Origin of the sequence: Tissierella creatinophila DSM 6911 (genome assembly GCF_001940565.1) — a bacterium.
Classification (GTDB): domain Bacteria; phylum Bacillota; class Clostridia; order Tissierellales; family Tissierellaceae; genus Tissierella_A; species Tissierella_A creatinophila.
Genome location: NZ_LTDM01000065.1, coordinates 71,547 through 95,231, shown reverse-complemented (window position 1 = coordinate 95,231; position 23,685 = coordinate 71,547). Strand labels below are relative to the sequence as shown.

At 31.0% G+C, this 23,685-nt stretch carries 19 protein-coding genes and 1 pseudogene; 5 read left to right on the top strand and 15 right to left on the bottom strand.

The window, feature by feature from the left end; genetic code table 11:
- Nucleotides 1-212: 212 nt before the first annotated feature.
- Complete coding sequence (locus tag TICRE_RS12290; RefSeq protein ID WP_084191963.1) at nt 213-1,571, bottom strand: MATE family efflux transporter; 1,359 nt, start codon at nt 1,569-1,571, stop codon at nt 213-215.
- A 318-nt stretch (nt 1,572-1,889) separates the two neighbouring features.
- On the opposite strand from TICRE_RS12290, the gene TICRE_RS12285 reads away from it, so the two are divergent.
- Nucleotides 1,890-3,980, top strand: coding sequence for a methyl-accepting chemotaxis protein (locus TICRE_RS12285; RefSeq protein ID WP_075728512.1), 2,091 nt, complete (start codon nt 1,890-1,892; stop codon nt 3,978-3,980).
- 102 nt (nt 3,981-4,082) lie between these two features.
- Here TICRE_RS12285 and nadC read toward each other — a convergent pair whose 3' ends face one another.
- From nadC to nadA, 3 genes are read right to left on the bottom strand one after another with little or no spacing between them, the layout of a single operon-like run.
- Nucleotides 4,083-4,919, bottom strand: a complete 837-nt coding sequence (gene nadC / locus TICRE_RS12280; protein ID WP_075728510.1) for a carboxylating nicotinate-nucleotide diphosphorylase — start codon at nt 4,917-4,919, stop codon at nt 4,083-4,085.
- Nucleotides 4,900-6,201, bottom strand: coding sequence for an L-aspartate oxidase (locus tag TICRE_RS12275; RefSeq protein WP_075728508.1), 1,302 nt, complete (start codon nt 6,199-6,201; stop codon nt 4,900-4,902). The genes nadC and TICRE_RS12275 overlap by 20 nt, the downstream gene beginning before the upstream one ends.
- Before the next feature lie 4 nt (nt 6,202-6,205).
- Nucleotides 6,206-7,117 carry a quinolinate synthase NadA gene (nadA, locus tag TICRE_RS12270; RefSeq protein ID WP_075728506.1) on the bottom strand — a complete coding sequence of 304 codons (912 nt, stop codon included), beginning with the start codon at nt 7,115-7,117 and terminating at the stop codon, nt 6,206-6,208.
- A 233-nt stretch (nt 7,118-7,350) separates the two neighbouring features.
- Here nadA and TICRE_RS12265 point away from each other — a divergent pair, with 233 nt between their 5' ends.
- Nucleotides 7,351-8,733, top strand: a complete 1,383-nt coding sequence (locus tag TICRE_RS12265) for an MATE family efflux transporter (RefSeq protein ID WP_075728504.1) — start codon at nt 7,351-7,353, stop codon at nt 8,731-8,733.
- Between the two features lie 52 nt (nt 8,734-8,785).
- Here TICRE_RS12265 and brnQ read toward each other — a convergent pair whose 3' ends face one another.
- From brnQ to TICRE_RS12250, 3 genes are all read right to left on the bottom strand, one after another.
- On the bottom strand, nt 8,786-10,087 hold the full coding sequence (gene brnQ, locus TICRE_RS12260; protein WP_075728502.1) for a branched-chain amino acid transport system II carrier protein: 1,302 nt from the start codon (nt 10,085-10,087) through the stop codon (nt 8,786-8,788).
- A 161-nt stretch (nt 10,088-10,248) separates the two neighbouring features.
- The gene (locus tag TICRE_RS12255) at nt 10,249-11,397 is read right to left on the bottom strand and encodes a toxic anion resistance protein (protein ID WP_075728500.1); all 1,149 of its coding nucleotides are present in this window, start codon (nt 11,395-11,397) and stop codon (nt 10,249-10,251) included.
- A 16-nt stretch (nt 11,398-11,413) separates the two neighbouring features.
- Nucleotides 11,414-12,607, bottom strand: coding sequence for a 5-bromo-4-chloroindolyl phosphate hydrolysis family protein (locus TICRE_RS12250; RefSeq protein ID WP_075728498.1), 1,194 nt, complete (start codon nt 12,605-12,607; stop codon nt 11,414-11,416).
- A 282-nt stretch (nt 12,608-12,889) separates the two neighbouring features.
- On the opposite strand from TICRE_RS12250, the gene TICRE_RS12245 reads away from it, so the two are divergent.
- The gene (locus TICRE_RS12245; protein ID WP_075728496.1) at nt 12,890-13,276 is read left to right on the top strand and encodes a DUF302 domain-containing protein; all 387 of its coding nucleotides are present in this window, start codon (nt 12,890-12,892) and stop codon (nt 13,274-13,276) included.
- Nucleotides 13,277-13,495: 219 nt separating this feature from the next.
- Here the strand turns inward: TICRE_RS12245 and TICRE_RS12240 are convergent, their stop codons facing one another.
- From TICRE_RS12240 to TICRE_RS13535, 4 genes are read right to left on the bottom strand one after another with little or no spacing between them, the layout of a single operon-like run.
- Nucleotides 13,496-14,218: a hypothetical protein gene (locus TICRE_RS12240; protein ID WP_075728494.1), complete on the bottom strand. Its 723-nt coding sequence runs from the start codon at nt 14,216-14,218 to the stop codon at nt 13,496-13,498.
- Nucleotides 14,208-17,900: a multicopper oxidase domain-containing protein gene (locus TICRE_RS12235; RefSeq protein WP_075728492.1), complete on the bottom strand. Its 3,693-nt coding sequence runs from the start codon at nt 17,898-17,900 to the stop codon at nt 14,208-14,210. The genes TICRE_RS12240 and TICRE_RS12235 overlap by 11 nt, the downstream gene beginning before the upstream one ends.
- On the bottom strand, nt 17,900-18,226 hold the full coding sequence (locus TICRE_RS12230; RefSeq protein ID WP_075728490.1) for a hypothetical protein: 327 nt from the start codon (nt 18,224-18,226) through the stop codon (nt 17,900-17,902). The genes TICRE_RS12235 and TICRE_RS12230 overlap by 1 nt, the downstream gene beginning before the upstream one ends.
- 23 nt (nt 18,227-18,249) lie before the next feature.
- Nucleotides 18,250-18,675 (bottom strand): hypothetical protein, encoded by a 426-nt coding sequence (locus TICRE_RS13535; RefSeq protein ID WP_198927573.1) that lies wholly within the window; start codon nt 18,673-18,675, stop codon nt 18,250-18,252.
- Between the two features lie 170 nt (nt 18,676-18,845).
- Here TICRE_RS13535 and TICRE_RS12220 point away from each other — a divergent pair, with 170 nt between their 5' ends.
- Nucleotides 18,846-19,229: a hypothetical protein gene (locus tag TICRE_RS12220; protein ID WP_075728488.1), complete on the top strand. Its 384-nt coding sequence runs from the start codon at nt 18,846-18,848 to the stop codon at nt 19,227-19,229.
- Nucleotides 19,230-19,507: 278 nt separating this feature from the next.
- On the opposite strand, the gene TICRE_RS12215 is transcribed toward TICRE_RS12220, so the two are convergent.
- From TICRE_RS12215 to TICRE_RS12210, 3 genes and pseudogenes are all read right to left on the bottom strand, one after another.
- Nucleotides 19,508-19,906 (bottom strand): hypothetical protein, encoded by a 399-nt coding sequence (locus TICRE_RS12215; RefSeq protein WP_075728486.1) that lies wholly within the window; start codon nt 19,904-19,906, stop codon nt 19,508-19,510.
- A 95-nt stretch (nt 19,907-20,001) separates the two neighbouring features.
- Nucleotides 20,002-20,076 (bottom strand): annotated as a pseudogene (locus TICRE_RS13870) (DUF1541 domain-containing protein); the annotation flags it as partial.
- A 59-nt stretch (nt 20,077-20,135) separates the two neighbouring features.
- Complete coding sequence (locus TICRE_RS12210) at nt 20,136-21,134, bottom strand: glycosyltransferase (RefSeq protein ID WP_075728484.1); 999 nt, start codon at nt 21,132-21,134, stop codon at nt 20,136-20,138.
- A 265-nt stretch (nt 21,135-21,399) separates the two neighbouring features.
- On the opposite strand from TICRE_RS12210, the gene TICRE_RS12205 reads away from it, so the two are divergent.
- Entirely contained in the window at nt 21,400-22,626 is a 1,227-nt protein-coding gene (locus TICRE_RS12205; RefSeq protein WP_075728482.1) for a DUF4317 domain-containing protein, read from the top strand.
- A gap of 56 nt (nt 22,627-22,682) precedes the next feature.
- On the opposite strand, the gene TICRE_RS12200 is transcribed toward TICRE_RS12205, so the two are convergent.
- Nucleotides 22,683-23,612 carry a cell wall hydrolase gene (locus tag TICRE_RS12200; protein WP_075728480.1) on the bottom strand — a complete coding sequence of 310 codons (930 nt, stop codon included), beginning with the start codon at nt 23,610-23,612 and terminating at the stop codon, nt 22,683-22,685.
- Nucleotides 23,613-23,685 lie beyond the last annotated feature (73 nt).

Genomic DNA, 23,685 nt, shown 5'->3' with positions numbered 1-23,685 from the left:
TTTATGGAAAGGATACTCCACTTCTAAACTCTAACCGAAGCGATTCTTTCGCTAGAGGGAGAAATTGCCATCTGCGTTAACAGGTATCCATGCCAAGTACACCTCCTTATTAATTAATACTATATACTATTGACTAAATGATAGTCAATATAATTTTATGCTAAACCAAACTAATCTAAGAACAACTAAATAACCACAAGAAACCCCTTTTTTTAAAAATTAAGGGTTTCTTGTGGTATAAGCAACTTATTTTTGTGAGTTCTTTTATATAAAACAAATCCTACTAAATCTGCTATTATCCAACCAATAGGTACAGACCACCAAATTCCTCTTTGTCCAATCTGAGGAATTCTAGAGAGAGTGTAAGCTAAAAACACTCTTGAACCTAAGGATAATATTGTAAGAAATAAAGAGGTGTTTAATTCTCCCATCCCTCTAAAAAATCCATAGAACATAAATAAAAATCCTATTAATACATAAAATATGGATATTATTGATAGATACTCTACTCCTATCTCTATTACATTTATTTCGCTAGCATTTACGAAGATATTCATAAGTTTACCCGCACTTATATAGATAGCTAGGGATAATATTAAGCAAAATATTATTATAGTCTTAACAACTGATTTAACACCCTCTCTTATTCTAGTCATATTATTAGCCCCTTTATTTTGTGCTACATAAGTTGAAAAAGCATTTCCAAAGTCTTGGACTGGTAGATAAGCTATAGAATCTATCTTACCAGCAGCTGTAAAGGCTGCAATTGTATCTGCCCCAAATGTATTTACAATCCCCTGTACACATACCATTCCAAAGGTCATTATTGATTGTTGTATAGATGTAAGAAAGCTATATTTTGCTACAACTTTAGCAATCTCCTTATCAAAAACCATATCTTCACGTGTTAATCTAATAAATGGAATCTTTGTAAATCCATATATTAAACATAATATAGAAGAAACAGCCTGGGCAATTGCAGTAGCCACTGCAACCCCAAGGACTCCCATGTCGTAGACTATAACAAAGAGTAAATCTAACACTATATTGATTAAAGCTGCTAGTATTAAGAAGTATAATGGAGTCCTTGAATCACCTATAGATCTTAAAAGTGCAGAACAAATATTAAATAAATAAGCAAATATAAGACTAGCAAATATAACCTTAAGATATATCCTAGCATCTCCTAATATGTTTTCGGGTGTATTTATAAGTATCAACATTTCTTCTATATTAAATACTAATAAAACTGATAATAAAATCGTGAAAATCCCTATGGATAAAAATGATATATATATCGTCTTTCTAAGTTTAGAATAGTTCTTCTCTCCAAAATAATATGAATATACAATGGAGGCTCCCATACACATCCCAATTATTACAAAAGAAAAGAAATTCATAAGCATAAAGGATGATCCTACAGATGCTAACGCATCCTTTCCTATAAATCTGCCAACTACAACTGAATCAACTATATTATATAATTGTTGAAACAAGTTCCCAATAAGCATGGGAAAAGCAAACTTTAATATGGTAGTAGAAGGATTTCCTTTAGTCATATCTGTTATCATAAACACCCCTCCCAATTTGTATGATTTATTATGATTTATTATGATTTATTATAGTTTAACATATTTCAAGGTATAATTAAAATTTAAATGATGATTCTAGAAATTTCCTATTTGGACAAATTCCTCAATATCAGTTGCAATAGTTGATAAAGTGCCATTTTTTTATATTTACTTAACATTTCACCCAAAACTGCCGATATAATTAAAAGAAAAAGAATTATTTGTCATATTTTATTGTAACTATATAGTAAGATTTTTAAAAAAGGTATTTTTGGAGTAATGTATATTATTTCATAAAATTAAATAGGGAGGATTAAAATGATTACTCAAAGCAAAGACAAAACAAAAGTTAAAGAAAGTCAAAAGAAAGGTAAAGAAGTTCAAAAGCAAGGGAAAAGAGCTTCAATTAAAGTTAAATTAATCATCATACCACTATTAGTTGTACTATTAGGCATATCAGCTATAGGCACTATCTCTTATTATTCAACAAGAAAAGGTTTGCTTAATGAAATGAAAGAAAATGGGCTAGCTACATCTGAAAACTTTATAGGTAGACTAAGTGATAATAAACAGTCGCTGGAGTTCATTAATAAAATGATTGAAGATAAAATTAGAACAGCTGCTAATACAACTATACTTAGTAAAGATAATTTAAGCGATGACTTTTTAAAAAAGTTGGCAGATGAATCAGATGTCGATGAAATAAGTTATTATAATTCCAATTGTGAAATTATAAATTCTAGTATTAAAGAACTTGTAGGCTTGGTAGTAGAACCAGGACATCCAGTACATAATTTTATGATATCAAGTAACTCAGATTTAATAGAAGAAATCAGGCAAGATAGTGAATCTGGAAAATATATTAAAAATGGGTACTTAAAAGATACTGATGGAAAATTTATACAAGTAGGAGTTTCGGCAGATAAGATTCACGAATTAACTCAAACTTTCGCCTACCAAACTCTCTTAGAAAAAATAGGTTCTAATAAAGAAATAGCATATATTACATTGATTAATAAAGATTTAGAAGTAATTGGTAGTAGTAACAAAGAGCTCATAGGATCAATATTTAATGATGCTGGAATTAAGTCTGCTGCAATTGATGGTGTACCTGCATCGCAAGAAAGATATTATAAAGCAAAAAATATGGAAGTTTATGATATTAACTATCCAGCTATTATAAACGGAGAAAATATAGGAGCATTAAGCATTGGTTATTCTATGGTAGATGTTCAATCAGCTATAAAAAGAAATTTGATTGTAGTTATAATTTCTGGTCTATTGATATTTATAGTTTTAGGCATTACTTTATTTAATGGATCTAATTATGCTATAAAAATAGTTAATAAATTGAAAGAGCAAATGGGATTTATGGCTTCAGGTGACTTTTCTAAGGATGTGCCAGAAGATTTAATAAGTAAAAATGATGAGTTTGGGGAAATATCACAAGCAGTAAGTCGTATGCAAACATCTGTAAGAGGTGTTATTAAAAATGTTATGGAAGCAGCTGAACAACTTGCAGCTTCTTCCCAGGAACTCACTGCTACTAGTCAACAATCCTCTAGATCTGCTGATGAAATAGCTAAAACTATTGAAGAAATAGCCTATGGAGCATCTGATCAAGCTAAAAACACTGGACATGGTGCGTCATCAATTTTAGAACTTGGAAATTTAGTGATGGAAAATAAAGTTGACATTAAAAATCTAAACAGTACAACTGAAAAAGTAAACCATCTTAAAGATGAAGGGTTAAAAATATTAGTTGACCTTGTTGAAAAGACAAATATTAATAGTAAATCTTCAAAAGAAGTTCAAAGTATTATCATTAATACAAATGAAAGTGCAAGTAAAATAGTTAGTGCCAGCGAAATGATAAAAAGTATAGCTGAACAAACAAATCTACTTGCTTTAAATGCAGCTATAGAGGCAGCAAGAGCAGGGGAAGCCGGAAGAGGTTTTGCAGTAGTAGCAGATGAAATTAGAAAACTTGCAGAAGAATCAAATAAATTTACTGAGGAAATAAGCAAAATTATAAATGATTTAACTGATAAGACATCTAGTGGAGTTAAAACTATGGAAGAATTAGAAGAAATAGTTTCTTCACAATCTGAAAGTGTAAAAACTACTAATAATAAATTCCAAGGAATAGCAGAAGCTATAGAAGAAATGAAGTGCGTTATTAATAGAGTGAGTAATTCTAGTGATGAAATGGAAAATAAAAAAGGAGAAATTATTAGCATAATAGAAAACTTATCAGCAATTTCAGAAGAAAATGCCGCAGGTACACAAGAAGCATCAGCATCTGTACAAGAACAAACAGCTGCTATGGAGGAAATCGCCAATGCAAGTGAAGATCTTGCTAAAATTGCAGAAAAATTAAATATGCGTGTAGGCGAATTTATAATATAGCTAGTTGATGGATTTGTAATTACACTATCTTATGTAGAAAGTTAAGGCTCTTTTCTGGCAATAATACTTAGAAATAAGAATTATTACCAAAAAAGAGCTTTTTTATATATTTATTAGATTTTTCATGCTTAAATCAAGAACATTATAGGAATGTGTTATAGTACCTGTTGAAATATAATCAACTCCACATTTTGCAACATCTGATATGTTTTCAAGGGTTATATTACCTGATGCTTCAGTTAAAGCGAGTTTATTGATCATTTCAACAGCTTTTTTCATAGTATTTAAATCCATATTATCTAACATAATAATATCAGCACCTGCTTCTAATGCTTCTTCAATCTCTTCTAAAGATTCAACTTCTACCTCTATTTTTCTAACAAAGGATACATTTTTTCTAACTAATTCAATAGCATTTTTTATTCCACCTGCTGCTTTAATATGATTATCCTTAATTAAGACACCATCAGAAAGGTTGAATCTATGATTACATCCACCACCAATTTTAACTGCACACTTTTCAAAGATTCTGTTATTAGGTGATGTTTTTCTTGTATCTAATAGCTTTGTATTTGACCCTTCTAATTTCTTAACAAACTTTCTTGTTAAAGTTGCAATACCACTCATTCTTTGTAAGTAGTTAAGTGCTACTCTTTCCCCAGCTAAAATATTTCTAGTGTTACCAGTAATCTTAGCAATATGTTCTCCTGTATAAACTTCTTTGCCGTCTATACTAAACAATTCAATATTAACATCCCCAAGCAAAGAAAAAACCCTCTTAAAAACATCAAGTCCAGCAATTATACCATCTTCCTTTACAAGCAAGTCAACACTTGAGCTAGTATTTTTACTGATAATACTATTTGTCGTAATATCATCATAAGGAATGTCTTCTAAAAGGGCACTTCTTATAATATCATCAACATTCAACCAATTCATTTACAAAATCCTCCCTAACACTTTTTAAACTATCTAGGATAATTCTTTTATTGAGTTTCTCAATTGCAGTTAAAGACTTAATACTATTTTGTTTATAAAACTTTTTCAGTTCAATATTTTCTATGTCATTATTTATAAGATCTGCTGCTCGCTTTGAAAAAACTAAAGCTTCAAGTAAAGAGTTGCTTGCAAGCCTATTGCGACCATGAACACCTGTACAGCTTACTTCTCCGCAGGCAAATAGATTTGTCATTGAGGTTCTTGAATATACATCTACTTCAATTCCCCCCATTAAATAATGCTGTGCTGGTGTTACAGGGATAGGTTTTTCTGTAATATTAATACCTATTTTTAAACACTCCTTAAAAATAGCTGGAAATCTATTTTTAATATACTCATTTGATTTAAAGGAAACATCTAAATATACATAAGCACTTTTTGTTTCAAATTGTTCATTAACAATAGCCTTGGTTACTACATCTCTAGCTGATAATTCATCTACAAATCTTTCACCCTTTAAATTAAGCAACTTACCCCCTTCACCTCTTACTGCTTCAGAAATAAGCATTCTTCTTCCCCTTAACTTATTTTCATATAAGCTTGTAGGATGGATTTGAATATAGCCTAAATCCTTAATCTTAACATTGTTTTTAAGTGCTATTGCAATTCCATCTCCAGTTATACTTCTATAGTTAGTTGAACTTTTAAATAATCCCCCTATTCCTCCCGTGGCTAATATTGTAACCTTTGAAAAGATATTATAGGCTGTCCCATTTTTAAGTACTGCACCACCATAACAAATATTATTATCAGTTATTAGGTCAATTAATTGTGTATCTTCAAAAATTGTAATATTTTTTCTCTTCTTTATCTCTTTATATAAAGCGTTAATTACCTCTTTTCCTGTACTATCTTTACAATGGATTATTCTATTGACACTATGTGCACCTTCAATTGTATATTCAAATCCCTTTTCATTTTTATCAAATTCAATACCAAATTCAACTAGCTTATTAATATTGAAGCTTGATTCGTTTGCAAGAATTCTTAATGCAATTAAATTGTTTTCATCTTTTCCAGCATTTAAAGTATCTTTAATAAAAATTTCAATATCATCACTATCTCTTGCAACAGAGATCCCACCTTGTGCAAGATTACTGTTACATTCATTAACCTTTGTTTTTGTTATTAAAAGAACTTTTAAATTTTTATCTAAATTTAGTGCACTATAAATCCCTGCTAACCCTGTACCAACAATTAATACATCAAATACTAAATCCACAAAATCACCTTCCAAAAATATGCATGTTTATTAGCGAGTTATATGCTTTTTTTCGAAGGTCCTCATCTAATATAATTTCATGCTGCGAATATAAAAGACTATCATATACATTTTCTAAAGTAGTCTTTTTCATGTTTATACAGGTCATAGTTCCAAGAGGATTAAAAAATTTCTTGTTTGGATTTCTTTTTTTGAGTTCATGAAGTACACCCACTTCTGTGACAATTAAATATTTTTCAAAATCACTATTAGATGCAAAAGAAATAATTCCTCCTGTACTTCCGACAAAATCTCCTAGCTCAATAACCTCTATTTCACATTCTGGATGAACTAGAATTTTAATATCAGGATGTATATCCTTTACCTTTAAAATTTGTTCTTTAGTTACTTTTTTATGCGTTATACAAAAACCATCCCATAATATTATCTTTTTATTTGGAACTTGGTTTTGAATATACTGTCCTAAATTTTTATCTGGTAAAAAAATAATTTCCTTCTCTTTAATATTATTAATAATTTGTACAGCATTTGAAGAAGTGCAGCAAATATCTGAAACGGCTTTAACCTCGGCTGTAGAATTTATATAACATACAACTTTTGCATCTGGATATTTTTTTCTCATCTCCAATACTCCTTCAGCATCTGCCATATCAGCCATTGGACATCCAGCATCAAATGCTGGTAATAAAACTCTTTTATCTGGTGAAAGGATTTTAGCACTTTCTGCCATGAACTTAACTCCACAAAATACGATAGTATTTTCCTTACAATCCTTTGCTACTTTACTTAAATAGTATGAATCCCCAACAAAATCTGCAATATCTTGAACTTCTCCCCTTTGATAATAATGAGCAAGTATAATTGCATCTTTTTCTTTTTTTAATTGAATAATTTTTTGACTTAAACTGTGATCCACTTATTAACCACCCCTTAAAAAAATTACATTTATCTTGTTATCGATTTTATCACTATTTCCTCTAATAATCAAGCATATCACTTTCTATAAACTATTTAAATATTCTCTGAAAACAAACCTCAAAACAACCCTAGTTTTTTTAAATTATTTTTTTAAATGATTGATTAGATTGTTTTAAAATAGTAGAATAGATAGTATGACTTTATTAAGAAAAACTTTTAGAAGGTGAATTTATGTTAAAAATGAAACGGTTATTCTCCTCTAAGGATTTAACTGAAGGTACGCCATGGAAGCGAATAGTGGAATTTACCATACCTATGTTAATAGGAAATGTTGCCCAACAACTGTATAATACCGCTGATTCTATTATTGTAGGAAAATATGTTGGGGATAATGCCCTTGCAGCTGTTGGAAGTGCATCTCCTATATTAAACCTCTTACTTGTACTCTTTGTTGGAATTTCAGTAGGGGCTGGCATTATGGTATCTCAATATTTTGGAGCTAGGGATAGAAAAAAGCTTTCTAAAACTATTGGAATATGTATAACTCTTACTGCTCTTTCATCAGTGTTTATTATGATTCTAGGACCTATAGTAACAAGGCCTCTACTTAATCTCTTAAACACACCACAGTCCATTCTACAGTGGTGCACAGACTACCTTATAATCTATTTTATTGGTATAGCAGGTCTTGCCTACTACAATATACTATCAGGAGTTCTTCGTGGTCTTGGCGACTCTCTATCCCCACTTGTCTTCCTTCTAATATCCACCATATTAAATGTAATATTGGATTTAATATTTGTAGCAAAATTCAATATGGGAGTACCTGGAGTAGCCCTAGCAACTGTTATAGCACAAAGTATATCTGCAGTTTTATGTATGCTTCGATTAATGAAGATGAAGGATAGCTTTGATTTAAATTTAGAGACGCTAAAACTAGACAAGGAATATTCCTATAGACTTATAAAACTTGGACTTCCTTCGGGGCTTACCCAAGCAATTTTTTCTCTTGCCATGATAGTAGTTCAATCTCTAACTAATAGTTTTGGAGAGATGGTTATTGCTGCAAATGTTATAATAATGCGGGTAGACGGTTTTGCAATGATGCCAAACTTTTCCTTTGGGAGTGCTATGACCACCTTTACAGGACAAAATATAGGGGCAAAAAAGATGGATAGAGTAGATAAGGGCGCTAAAGACGGAACTATTATCTCCCTTGGTGTATCTGCTACTATAACACTTTTAATCTTAATATTTGGGAAACACCTTATGGCAATCTTTACTGATACTAGTGAATTAGTAGACTTAAGTATGAATATGATGAAGATTTTAGCATTTGGATATCTGGCAATGGCTATCACCCAAAGTCTTTCTGGAGTTATGAGAGGTGCTGGTGATACTCTTACTCCTATGTGGATTTCATTTATGAGCACAGTTATAATTCGTATACCAGTAGCTTATGGGATTGCTTATTTTACAAGAAGCCCTTCTTATCCTACTGGAAGGCCAGAATCAACTTTTATATCTCTACTTACCTCCTGGACTCTTGGAGCAATTTTAACCTTTATATTCTATAGGAAAGGTAATTGGCGTAAGCAAGCTATAATTGATTAAAATCTACTAAAGAATAAAAGATAAAAAACTGTTGGAGATCTCCAACAGTTTTTTATCTTTTATTTGGTTTTATTATAAATTTTGAAAAAACTATTCCTAAAATTAGTCCCAAGAAGCTAAAAGAAACCCAGCCAAAACCTATTTTCCATAGGGGAAATTTAGAGAATAGCTTTACTATAAATAAATCTTTAAATCCTGCTGCTTCTATACCTATTATCAAACTTACTCCAAGAGTAAAATATACTGTTGTCTTATAGATTAAGCTATTTTTTATATAATCATCTAATAAATTTAAAAATGTCAGTACTATTACTACCGGGTACAAGGTAACCAATATTGGCACAGAAAAAGATATTATACCTTCTACTCCTATAATTGATAAAAAAGCACTTATTAAAATAGATACTATAACTATATGTTTATATTTTAATCTATTATTAGAAACTTTACTAAAAAAATCTCCTGTAGCTGTTGTAAGACCTATAGCTGTAGTTAAGCAAGCTAGTGCTACTATAATGCTTAAAAATATATTTCCATAACTTCCAAGTAGATAATTTACCATTACATTTAGTAGTTCAGTTCTTCCCAAACCGCTTGAAACTATTGGAGATATTTTAGCTCCTAAAAACGTAAGACCCCCGTATATAAGGATAAGACCTGTAGCAGCTATTAGTTCTGTATATACGGTATATCTAGTTAAAGCATTTTTAGATTCTATTCCTTTTTCCTTAAAATTAGAAATTATCATACCTGCAATTACCATAGGTGAAAGTGAATCCATAGTATGATATCCTTCTAAAAAACCTATACTCAATTGGTTTGACCCTGCTATAGCCGTGTTAGCTATAGGAGTAAATATCCCCTTTAATATAATAGTTAAAAGTGTTATAAGTAAAAAAGGAGTCATATAAGTCCCTATTATATCTATAATTTTTGATTTGCTTATTGAAAAATATAGGGTTATTCCAAAAAAGATTATAGAAAATAAAAGTGGGCTAAAATTCGGAAAAAAAGGTAGTACAGATATTTCAAATGTAGTTGCCCCAGTTCTAGGTACTGACATTAAAGGACCTATAAACAATATCACTAAACTACCTAATAAAATACTAAACTTAATACCCACCTTTCCAGCAAATTTCTCTGCATCTCCTTGGTTTTTAGCCATAGCTATCATTCCAAGTGCAGTTAGTCCAGGCCCAGACAAAGAAAAACCTATCCAAGCTAAAATCCAACTTTTCCCCGCCTGAAGACCCATAAAAGGAGGTAGAATTAAATTGCCTGCTCCAAAAAATATTGCAAATAACGCAAAACCTGAGACTATAACATCCTTAGTTTTGATAATATCTTTTTTCATTTTAAAGCTCCTATCTCATACTATTACAAATTTTGTTTATTAATAAACAAAACCGCCTACATAGATTATCATTTTTTTACAATCTTTGCAATAGATTTAAAATAGGAATATTTAAACTTAATGTTTAAATATTCCTATATTTTAGAGAGTAGTATAAATCTTTAACTTTTTATTTGTAAAAGCTTAGTTTTTAATTCTTCTTCAATTCTGTTTAACTCTATCTCTGCTTCTTTTCTCTTTTGACGACCTTCTATCTGAATACGCATAACTTCATCAAGTGTAGATATTAGGGATTCATTCGTAGCTTTTAGTGTTTCAATATCTACTATTCCTCTTTCTGATTCTTTTGCTGTCTCAATAGTTGCAGATTTAAGTGTTTCAGCATTTTTCTTTAGCAATTCATTGGTCATGTCAGTTACTTCTCTTTGAGCCTTTGCAGCCTGACTTGAATGAGTAACGCCTAAAGCTAAGACCATTTGACTCTTCCATAATGGAATTGTATTTACAATAGTAGATTGTATTTTTTCAGCCATTATACTATCATTTCCTTGAACCAAACGAATCTGTGGAGCCATTTGGATAGAGATCATTCTAGTTAATTCTAAATCATGTATCTTTTTTTCGAAACGATTACAAAGAGCAGTTAGGTCTTTAACAGACTGTGCATCCTCTGGTAATCCACTAGTATTTGATTTTGCTATTAGTGCAGGCAATTCTTCTTGATGGACTTTAGCGAGTTTCTTTTTGCCTGCCAGGATATACATAGAAAGTTCTTTAAAGTATGTTTTGTTAAGCTCATACATTTTATCAAGCATTGCTATATCTTTTAATAGCTGTATTTGGCTTTTTTCTAAAGTTTCACAAATTTTATTTACATTTACCTCTGCCTTATCATATTTAGCCTTCATTGTAGTAAGTTTATTAGAAGATTTTTTAAATATCCCTAAAAATCCTTTTTTTTCTTCTTCTACATCAAACTTTCTTAGTTCTGTTACCACACCAGATAGCATTTCTCCTATTTCTCCTAAATCTTTAGTTCTTACATTGTTTAAAGTAGTTTCTGAAAAATCTGATATCTTCTTTTGGGCACCTACCCCATATTGTAAAATTTCGTTGGATTTATTTAAGTCAATCTTACTTGCAAAATCCTCTACTACCTTTTTTTCTTCTGGAGATAGCATATTTTCATCAAATGGTTCTTTTTTAATTTGTATATCTTGCTGACTTAATATGTCTGTGCTTGAGCCTTCTTCTATTGATGAATCATCGCTAAAAGGTTCAAAAGTTAAAGTTGGAATTTTATTATTCATTCTTATCCTCCATATTTTATTTTTTAATGTTCATATCATTATCTGTTAATCCTTCTTGTGCAAACATAGTTTCAAGGACAGATATGTCTGTTGATATGTCAATTGCTATATCTTCAAACAAGCCATCTAACAGATTTTCAAAAGCAAGATTAATAGTATCCATAGTTTCTTCTATTTCTTTTTTTGCACTTGAACTATTTTCTCCTTGTATAGAGTGAGAATCTAATTTTTTGTAAGCGTTAACTAATTTTAAAGTTGTTGGTAAGAAATATTCAATAAATTTCTTTATCTCTGGAAATTTTTTTGGATGAAGTTCTACATAATCAAATATCTTTCCAGTTATTTCCTCTAATCTATCTAACTTAGCGGAAATTTTTTCTCCCAGAATCTCAATGTTTGCTTCTTTGATTTCCACAACAAATTTTCGTCCTTCATCTATTGCTTTTCTAATTTCAGGATTTAAATTATCCCCTTTATTAATATCTTTAGTTTTTTCCTTTTTTATATTTTCCATCTTTAGGTTCTTTTGAAGATTAAGATACTGTTCATAGCACTCGTTACTTAACATAAAACAAGTATTTCCCTCATCAATATGTCCTTCGGGAAACATACCAATATCAATCATCTTTCGTAAATCTCTTATTACAGCTTTATTACTTAATCTAGTTGCTTTAGAGAGTTCATCAATCGAACAATAATCTTGTTTTTCCATCTTAGAGATATATCTTTGAAATCTTTTTAGTCTCTTTCTAATTCTCTTTCCATTTATAAGTGAAATTATACTTATTATAAATAAAGGAAATAACCCCAATGCAATAGTATAAAAAATTCCCTCTCCCCCAATAGTCCCTCCTAACAATGTCAATACAAATATGGCTATTCCAAAGATACTACTTCCTATAGTGCCAAAGATAGTAAATAATAGACTTGATACGCGTCCAACTGGTATGGTAAAAGTATTTAGATCTGTTGGAGAATTACTTTTAAAAATACTTTTTCTATTGATATTTTTATAGTTATTTACAGTTTTATTAGTACTTTTATTATAACTACTTTGTTTTTGGATGATTGACTTTTTAGCCTCTTCAAGTGCTTCTTCAACAAACTCTTTAACATTTTTATTTAATCTATTAAAATCTCTATTTTTTATAGAATCTTGTACTATATTTTTGATTTTATCACCTAAGTTTAAATTATCTCTCCTTTTCATCTTTGCCTCCAAGCATAATTAAGTTATTCCTTTAAGTATCATTTATAATATTTTTAATATAATTAGAATAACTTTTCTACTATTATAGCATGAATCATATAAATATTACATGAATTTATATGATTTAGATACTGACTCTAATAATTTATCTAAAACCTTTTAAACTTAAGTTTTTAATTGTTTTTACTTATCAATACTGCTATCTAAATAACTTCCACAAGAATTGATTTATTTTCTTTGATATAGGGTACTATACTAATAAAAACTCAAAGGAGAATTGTTATGGAAATAAATTATAAAGTAAGCACAGACAAAAGTTTTGAAGTAGCCATAGAAGATCTAAAGAAAAGTCTTAATAATCATAATTTTGGAGTTTTATGGGAATTAAATTTTAAAGAAAAACTTCAAGAAAAAGGGTTAGATTTTAATAAAAATTTCCAAATATTAGAGGTTTGTAATCCTCAGCAAGCAAAAGAAGTATTAGAACAAAATATAGAAGTTGGTTTTTTCTTGCCTTGTAAGATGGTAGTATATGAAAATAACAACTCAGTATTTATTGGAATGACAAATCCTACAAAGCTAATTGAAATGATAGCTGGTGATGAGTTGGTTAGTCTTGCTATGGGAGTTGAAAAAGAATTAAGATCTGCTATAGACGAAGCAACATAACATATACAAGTTATTAAAATAGGTCTATAAATTTCTTAGCAAGTTCAGGATCAAACTAACTCCCACTATATTATAAGTTATTATCCCAAAAGCACTTACAGAAAAGGAGAATTTGACTATAGTGTTGATATACAATGAAACCTTACTGCTTCACCCATAAAATTGACCTCTCACAAAAATTCCCCTATGCTATGCTTAGGGGAAAATAAAACATATTTATTATATTATTATACTGCAAATCTCTGTAATGTTTATTTCTCTTACTGTGTTATCCAAGGTATTAATACATATTTTCTCTTTTATAGATTCTACTAATTTCCCTTCGAGAACACTTAATTCTCCATCTATCTTGACTACTACCTTACAACCGATAAGATTCGCTAGTTGTAAATATAGTGGGATACCAAAGAAGAAATTTATTAACTTAGGATCTGCCGATACAACCTTTCCAAAGTTTAGAACAATATCCCTTCTTAAACATTTGTCAATATCTTTAAGTTCTCTATTATGATTATGATTTTCATGGGGACTACAATCATTACTATTAATCATACAAATTCGGTTATAGGGTATAAAGTATCTTTTACCAATGTCTTCTATTTGTAAAAAATCTCGACCAGCCTCTTTCAATAAACCTTTAATGATTTCTTTAGTATCATTACATTCAAGTTCAATCTCAACTAAAATCCCACGAAGCATTCTAAAATGCAATCTAAGAGCACTTAAATTATTAGGATCTCTTGGATTAGTTAAGGTACTTAATAAATTGTTGATTTGCTCAATACACTGCTTCTGTTTTTCAAATTCTTCAGGAGAAAGTTCAGTAGTTGGAGATGAAAATCTTTTAACAGATATTTTCTCTGGACATTCTAAAGGAGTACAAAATAAATCATCTTTAACTGTAGATGGTATTTCATTTGGACAAGAAAAGTTATCTTTCATGGTTAATTCCCTCCTTTTGAAGTAGTTTTTGTGAACTATTATTGCATAGTGGTGCTAATATCGAATCTTCTTTATCTAAAACACGCATTATACCCCACATACCAAGTTCAACATCTGGTCTAATATTACCCGATCTATACATATAGTCTCCTGGTATATTATACATTCCTCCAGCACCAAAGATAAGATTGAGGTTAGCAGTAGTTCCTACAGTGTTTTGCCCTTTAGCTGATATGATCGTAGAGTCCACTAGATCCTCATTTCTAAGCCATGTGTGACCATGAAGTACAAAAGTATGAGTTCTTGCCCTATCAGCTGGATATACAAATCGTACTATTACAGGATCCCCTGGATAGGCAAGGAACACTGGAGTTGAAGGATCACAATGACAATTTGAACTAAATACTTTAGAAAGATCAAGATTCTCTTTTAGCCTATGAATAATTCTCTCTGACCTATAATTAAATCCTCTTGAACCTTGGTCTTCAAAGTCCTCAACTTCTTCTGATTCTACAAATATCGGTTCAGGATCTATTATTAGATCCCCATTCTTATCTACTAGTCTGACTCCATCATGCATTAGAAGAACAAATTCTCTAAATTCTCCTAATAGTGGATGAGATATAATAACTTGAGATCCAGTTGCACCTTTTTCACGAGTAGTAGGATGAAGATATTTCGATCCTTTTTTCTCTGCAATAAATATTCCAAAGGCTCCATGATGACGGTGATTTCTAACATCTGCCATATCCCAAAGATTGCATGCGCCAAAGTCTTGATCAACATACCAACGATAAGTTATGCTTTTTCCAGGTTCAATTGTTTGGTCTGGATTAAATCCAACAGTTGCTCCATCTGATCCTCTTACATCATATTGAAGCATTTGAGTATGAAGAGAGATTCGCGATGAGGTGGGGAAAAATGCATCTGCTGGGACACCAGGATATCCATGAACATCATTATTGTGGAAATTTCCTGTAAGATTATTATTAAGTGTTACTTCTATACAATCTCCTACATTACCACGAAGTATAAGAGGCTCTGGGTTTAATTCTCCAGATAGTATTTTAGGAACATCTTTTTCTAAGGCAAATATTATACCATGTGGGTCATGGTCACCAGCCTTGTTGTATACGATAGGCACTTGAAGTGCTACTACACTATATTTTCTAACAGGTGCATCGCATAAGCATGGATTTCCTGGATTCATTGCCTTTGGTGGTCTTTTACCAGTTGGTACAGGTAATATATTTTTTCTCTCTAATGGAGAACTACGATCAGGCAATGGTGGTAGATTGTTTGCTTTTTCCTTAAAGCTTCTGATCAATCCCCAGTTACCAACCCACAAATCATCAATAGAGCCATAGTGATAAAGCATGTCAAAGTCTCCATCTCCTTCAATATTTAATTCCAAAGTAAAAGATTCAGATATACCAATATGCTGTTGTTGCTCTATTTTGGAATCAAGATTAGGTCTATCTCTATGCCATCTTTGACGATGCAGGTTAAAACTATGGGATTCTTCTTGGGCTCCATCAAGTAAACGAATGCGAACTGGATCTCCATTATAAGTCTCAAGTATAGGGGTACAAGGATCACCATGAACCCACGAACTAAAAACATATGCTGGATCACAGTCAGGTTTTTTTAATCTAAATTGTAGCGGTTCACTACGATAATTCACTCCCATAACCCCTGGATCATCTAGAGAACCTGAGAATGGTGGTGGATTTATGGGACATCCATCTTTATCAAACAATAAAGCAAAATCATGAACAAATAAAGTAAATTCACGGAAATCAGGAATCAGTGGATTAGTAATTACAGCTTGAGTACCACTTTTAATTTGTTTACAAGTATTTTTTGGATCTAAAAATTTTGAACCCTTGGCTTGAATGTTAATTGATCCAAAGACACCATGTTGTTGATGAGTATTTGGGAATAAATGGTCGTGAAAAAAAGTAGCTTTTAGTTCTACATCTGCATACCACTGAAAGTTTATAGTTTCTCCAGGTAATACGCTTGAATCATAGTTCCATCCAACATTTCCGCCATCTGATACTAATGGATCAAATTTAACAAAGTGAATATGAGTAGCACTTTCGTAAGTTCTTGTTAGAAGTTGAAATGCATTTCCACCAAGTGTATCTGGAAACTCATTTGTATATTTGACGCGAATACATTCTCCCGCATTTGCCCTTATAACAAGAGGTTCAGGATCTTTTTTTCCAGATAACACTTTTTCTTTATCTTTTTTTAGTACATATAATCTGCCTTCTGGGTCATGCCACCCTTCTTTGTTATAGCAAATTTTTGTTTGTATACCAACTATATCAAAGCTCCTTTCAGGTGTCACGCCTTCAGTACAAGGGTTTACGAAAACAGCTCCTGGACGAGCATTTGGTGCAAATTGATTCCTTTCAATTTCAGTAACTTCTCTTCCACCTTCTATTCCAAGAGGTGGCCGTGGTGCTTTACATCCTACTATTCCAGGTATAAAATTAGGGTACCCTGGCTTTTTAGGGGTAGGATTAGGTAGTCTTTTTCTATCTGGAAGAGGCTGAAGTGCTTTTATCTTAGTCCCATTAGGGTAGCATTGCATCCCATCTTGAATTGTATTAAAAACTCTATGCATCCCCCACATCCCTTCCCCAAAGTGAGGATATAAATGGCAGTGTAGAATTATATCTCCAAAGGCTCCTTGAAAACTACCAGATCCATATAAAGGAGAAATTGTATAAAAGTTTTGAGGAGAAATTGCTTGAGAGTCAAGAATCTCCGAATTGGGATCAGTTGGTTCAAAAAGCCATTGATGAACATGATAATGAAATATATGAGTTTCCTGTACACCTGCATGAATCAAACGAATCTTATGCGGATCTCCTACATAGGAACGAAGTATTGGTGTATCAGGATCACCATAAACCCAAGAGTCATGGTGAACTTCTTCACCTTCACAATCAGAACAAACAAGTCCATTATGACTAAGGAGTACTCTATTTCTCATTGGTTCTGCCCTATAGTTAACGGAGTGAGTTGCTTCTGGTTGTAATGTCATAGGGTCAATAGGTATTTCACCAATTAAATTTTTTATTTCCATTTCATCATGAAATATCCATGCAAACTCTCTAAAAGATGGATGGAAAGGATGATGAATATCTGCATAAAGTCCACTATTGATTGGATACCCAGTTATAGGGTCAGTCCAAGTAGAGCCTTTAGCTTCCACTATTAAAGCTCCAAATAAACCATGGACATTACTTCCTAGTTCACTAGAGAGTGGATTTCCTAAATCACTAAAGATATGAACACCTTCTCTTATTACTTTCCATTTATACAATCGAGTACCACCAGGGGGACAAGCTGAAGCGATAGAATTTTCATTACATCCTACAAATGCTCCATCTGATGTTTGAACATTATACTCTGCTCTTTGAATATGCATTGATGTTGGGAAAGGCAATTTATTTTCAAATAATACTTCGATATCATCTCCTTCTGTAGCTCTAATTACTAAAGGCTCTACTAGATCAACAGGAGTAAATGGATTAGAGTCTACTTCTTTTTTTACTCTTTCTTCATTTTCCTTTAATACATACATCATACCATCTGGGTCGTGCTCTCCAAATTTATTTACAACAATCTTTATTGGAATAGCCACTATATGAAAACACCTGTTCATTACTCATCACATCCCTTTGAAGTACAATAATCTCGATGAGAGATTTTAGGAATTAATTTTCCCGGTTTCTCAATGTAAAAAACTTCAACTCTATCTAAGTGAATACGAAAAACTCTATTTTCAAGTGGGTCGATATGAGTAGTTTCCACATCAACAAAAACATAGTCACCTTCAACATTTTTTATTTTTCCAATCACTAAGAAAGGAAACTCTTGAGTTAAAATTAATACCTTCTTACCAATGGATTTTTTAAAAGTTTCTTCTACAACTGATTCTCTAATAAAATTAATATCACGACATTTTATATCATTAAATTTTGATGACATTTTAATTACCTCCATAATTTATATTAAGGAATTGAAATACGGGTTTCAGGATCAAATAGTGTAAAGTAAGCTATGTTTTCCATGGGAAAGCTTAGAGGTGTTGGAAACTTATAAAATGGTGCAGTGTTCATCTTAATTATTACTGGGTCTAGAGTAATAGCCCCATTAGTTACCTCAACAACCCTCCCAGTAAATATAGGTCTAAAAACCTGTCCAAGTATATTTAATTGAACAGCATCCAATACAAGTAAAATATCTTTATTTAACATATCTTTAAACAGCTTATTTTCAGGAACTATGTCATTTGGATTTGGCTTACAATATTTTGCATTCTTTGATTTATATTTTTCTATTGCCTGCATTTTTAAATCTCTACTAATATTAATAATGTTTTCATCAGTAATGGAGTCTTCTTTTGTTGGGTTAATGTTAATGTTAATGTGGGACATTATATTTCCTCCTTTAAATATAATCTTTAAAAAGACAACACATTGAATTTAGACTATCTCTGCCATCTTCTTGTGTTATTATATGTAGTTTTTATCTTTAGGTGTCTTTAATGTTAGTGTCCAATCAGTATGGATAATCATAAAATAAACTAAGGAAAGGAGGTATTTATATGGATAATATAAAATGTGGTTGTAATATGTGCCACTGCCACGATAAATGTTGTAATAATCACGACAACTGTTTTCATCATAGATGTTCACCACTTCAAGCTAACCTTGCTGGGTTACAAGGAAATCTTAATTTTCAGTTGTTTAGACTAAAAGGATGTAGCGTAAAAATTCATGTGGAATGTTCAGGTCAAGAACAGGTAATTATGGGCAAAATATGCAATGTTGGGACTAATTTTGTTAGTATTCACGTAGATGATGGACAACCGGGTGAAAAGGTAGTTACAGTTATGACTGAACGAATATGTCTAATAGAATGGCCAGATAAAAACTGTAGCCCTTGCAAAAGCTGGGAATCATGTAATCCATGTAGACCATGCGATTAAAAGCGTAATCACTTTTTAGGAATATAAAAAAGTCATCTTTAGTTGATTTAAATCAACTAAAGATGACTTTTCCCATTGATATGAAAAATTATATGAATTTATATTATTTATAAAAAACGTGAGACCCTATAACTTTAACAGGAGTTTTCGTCCGTGGCACAGTCTGATCTGTTGCTAAAATTGGATTGACAAAGTATATGGAAAGAACTAAATTTCAATTGACAAATACATTCTTAGCTTAAGGATTTATCTTTTATATTTTACAGTCTTATAATTGTTTATATAGGCTTTGACAGTTCAAATTCAGCTAACCACCTATGATATTCCCCGTTACTTAATATTACATCATAAAAGATAGTTGGTATACATTTTACTATTCTAACTCTTGTTCCAACTTCAACATGCGGTGGCTGCCCATGTCCAGTTGAGTTTATAACTGTAGCATAACCCCCTGGAGTAAGATTATTGCTTGAGCATGCATCTTCAGGTTCTAGCTCAAAACTTGCAAACCAACGATGAATCATGCCATCTGGTAATTTTACTGCGCAAAGACTTGCAATCCAAGGATTAACTATTCTAGCAGAAGTACCTGGATGAATTTCTGGTGGATGACTTACAATTGATATTACCCTATCTCCTGCAGAAAATTCAGGATAATTTAAATAATCATTCATCAAATTCTCAACCTCCCTCATTTTATATTACATTATATGATATGCAGGAGATTGATTAATTGATAATAAGTTTTACTTGTCTGTTAACTCATCTTCTGTTAACCACTTATGGTTTTTACTTTTTCTCCGCTAGTTTTAGGAGTATAGTCAACTATATAAACTGTTGTCTTTTCAGATGATTAAATTTTACTTTAACCCTCTTTATTTTATATTTCTCAATTATTTTATTATTTTAATCTAAATAAATCTTTTCATACATATCTATTTCTTGTATCCAATTATAATTATTCTTAGCTTTAATACCTAATAGTCCCATTTCTTTTCTTAGTTTAGAATCTTTCACTAATTTTGTAGCATAGTATTCAAATTCTTTTTTATCCTTAAATAAAAAGCCATTAACTCCATGAGTTATAATTGCCCTGTTCCCCGCGACATCTCTTGCTAGAATTGGCTTACCCATATATTTTGCCTCTAAAAGGGTGTTAGGCATTCCTTCTGAAAAAGATGCATTAAGCACTATATCTGATTTCAAAATAAAGCCCTGCGCATCTTTATGAGAAACCTCTCCAAGATATGTTGCCCAATTTTTCTCTTTTATTTTTTCCTTAAATTCTTCCCCTAAGTCTTTTTCTAATATTGGTCCAATAATAACTAATCTAATGTTTTCTATTCTTTCTACTAAACTAGAGAACATTTCAATTGTTTCCAAAGGAGCCTTAACCTTTCGTATCCCGCCAGCAAAAAGAAAAGTAATATAACTTGGATTGATGAAGTTACTAAGATATTGCTTATTTAGTATATTTTCTCTTTCTATAAGCATAGGTGTCTGTGGGATAACTTTTATTTTATCCTGAGCAATTCCTTCTTTAATTAATTCTTCTTTGGCTTCACTGTGAAAGACTACGATTGTCTTTATTTTATTTAATAAATCTACTATTCCTTCTTTACCATCTTCCATCTCTTGCAATTGTTTAAGATCTGTACCTGTAAAACTAACTACTATATTTTTATCCATATCTATAAGTAAATCGCTAACCTTTACCAGGGATTTAAATGCATGGAATGCATGAATCACATCATATTTCATAGGCAGTCCTTTTGTTACATCTTTAGCTTCAGCTATATCTACAATAATTCCTTTTTTTTTAAACCCCTCTACCAATCTAGTTACTGTCACCCAATTTCCACCTGACTTTACAGTTTCATCAGGCAATATATATAAAATTTTCATCATTTCAACTCCGATATATTATAGTGTATTTATTATAGTGTATTTACCCTAGATTAATCAATAGATTAATTTATTATAAACTTTTCTTTTATATTGATGTGTGTGTATAATATAATATATTATATTATATAAAGGAGGAAGCTATGGTGCAAGTTGAAATAGTAAATAAGTAACTTGGTAAATATACGATAAGTTAATAGCATTATTATAGGAAAAAATATACTTAGTAGTATAGTGAATAATTTTACAGATTGAGAGGTTATAGATGAAAAGAAAAGATATACTTGAATTAAAAAAACGTTTTAAAAAAGATGAATGCACCTTTACTAGAATATGTGGTTGCTTTGTTAACTCAGAAAAAAATATAGTTCTAGAAATAAACGAAAATTTCTTAAATTTAGATGAAGATGATTATTTTAAATACTTAGAAATTGCCAAAAAAGTTTTATCAGGTACCATTGGAAACAATATACTTGGGCTTAATTTTGTAAATGATGAGAAAGAATCAAACGATAAACAACTTTCTTTAATTGGATTAAAAAAGAGTAAGCTAAAGGATAATGATCTTTTAGATAATCTTTACAAATCAATTATAGATAACTATAACTATGAAGGTAACTATTTAATACTCCTTTTTCATGATGTGTATGATATAATCACAAAAACAAAAGATAATTTGAAAGTTGATGAATCTGAAGAAGTTTTTGAATATATAATATGTGCAATTTGTCCTGTTTCACTTTCAGATGCTGGACTTAGCTATTGTGAAGAAGAAAATAAGATAAAGTCGAGAGTAAGAGACTGGGTAGTTGGCTTTCCAACAAGTGGATTTACATATCCTGCTTTCATAGACCGTAGTCCAGATATTGACTCTATTATGTATTATACAAAGAACCCAAAGGAAATTCATGAAGAACTTTTAGAAAATACATTAGGGTGTTTAGCAAAGGATACTTCTACTATACAAAAGAACAAGTTTCAAAGCGTTATAAAAGATTCTATAAGTGCTGATGAGGAAGAAGCCAACAAAATATATATGGAAGTTCAAGAGAACTTAAGCAATATGGTTAGTGACTATAAATTACACACTAACAATGAGAGCAGTGAGCCTATAAAACTAACACAAGATAATTTAAAAGATATACTCGAAGAAAGTGGAATTACAAAAGATAATGCCCTTAAAATTGAAAACCTCTATAAAGAAAGCTTTGATAATGACCTTCCACTAGCAGAAAGTCTTATTGATAAAAAAGCACTTAAGGAAAGTGAATTAAGAAAAAAAGAAAGGACTCTTGAAAAACAGGTAGAGTTTCTTAAAGTTAAACTTGAGCAAGTTGATTTTAAAGATGATATAGAGGAAAATTACGATATTATTTTACAAGTAAAGCCAGAAAAGGTAAGTGAGATCAAATCTCAGACAATAGATGGACAAGAGTGTATAATAATTCCTGTTAGTAGAAATGAAAAAACTACAATACATGAATTGCGATAAATAATAAGTACATCTAAAATATCATACAACAATCTTGATATTTTAGATGTACTTTTTTATTTATAAAAAACGTGAGACCCTATAACTTTAACAGGAGTTTTGGTCCGTGGTATAGTTTGATCTGTTGCTAAAATTGGATTAACAAAGTATAAAGTATCTTCAGGCACTACCATTTTACCATTTAGTGCTTCAGCTACAGCCCTTTTAACAGATTGAGTTGGGATTCGTCCCCTGATTATTCCGTTTTTAACGGGAGAAAACTGAGATTTTTGGAAAATAACCCCCTCTAGTGTAGAAGGGTACTTATCACTTCTAATTCTATTTAATATAACATTTGCAACTGCTACCTGTCCTAAATAAGGCTCACCGCCTGACTCAGCCATAACAATACGCTCAAACATATTTATATCAGGAAAATTCATATCCATAGCTTCTCTATTTGGAACAGGCTTATCTAAGTCTTTTATTAATACATTTTTTCCTAATAACTGTTCGCTTTGCTTACTCTCCATTCCTTCTGGGATAATATTGCTTACAGTTTTACTAAGAGTAATCCTCTCTTGTTTATTTGTTTTCTGTTTAATTATAGGAATATTAGTATTTTTATAGTAGGTATTACTTCTTGATTTTTTAGTTGCTGTTTGTTTAGCTCCTTGCTTTTTACTTTGCATTTTTCTAATAGATTTAACTATTTCAGAGTACGTATCTTCTTCCTGGTTTTGCTCTTTTTTTATTTTTTTTTCTTTTTCAGCTTTTTTTCTATCTTCAATCTCCTTAAAAGAGAGCATTCCCTCAACAGTTGCACTTCTTTGTTTTTCTTTAAGCGTTTTACTTTGTGATAATCTTTTTTCTTCTAAAAAATCGCCTTGCTCATTTATATTTATTTGGAGTTGCGAGTCGGCTAAAACATTAGTATTTTTAGTTAAAGTAAATAATATCGATAAAAGTATTATTATAAGAAACTTATTATTTTTATTAATAAACATTACAAAATGTCCTCCTGATAAAAAAGTATACTTGTATTATATCATGAATTTACTATCTATTATATATAATAGA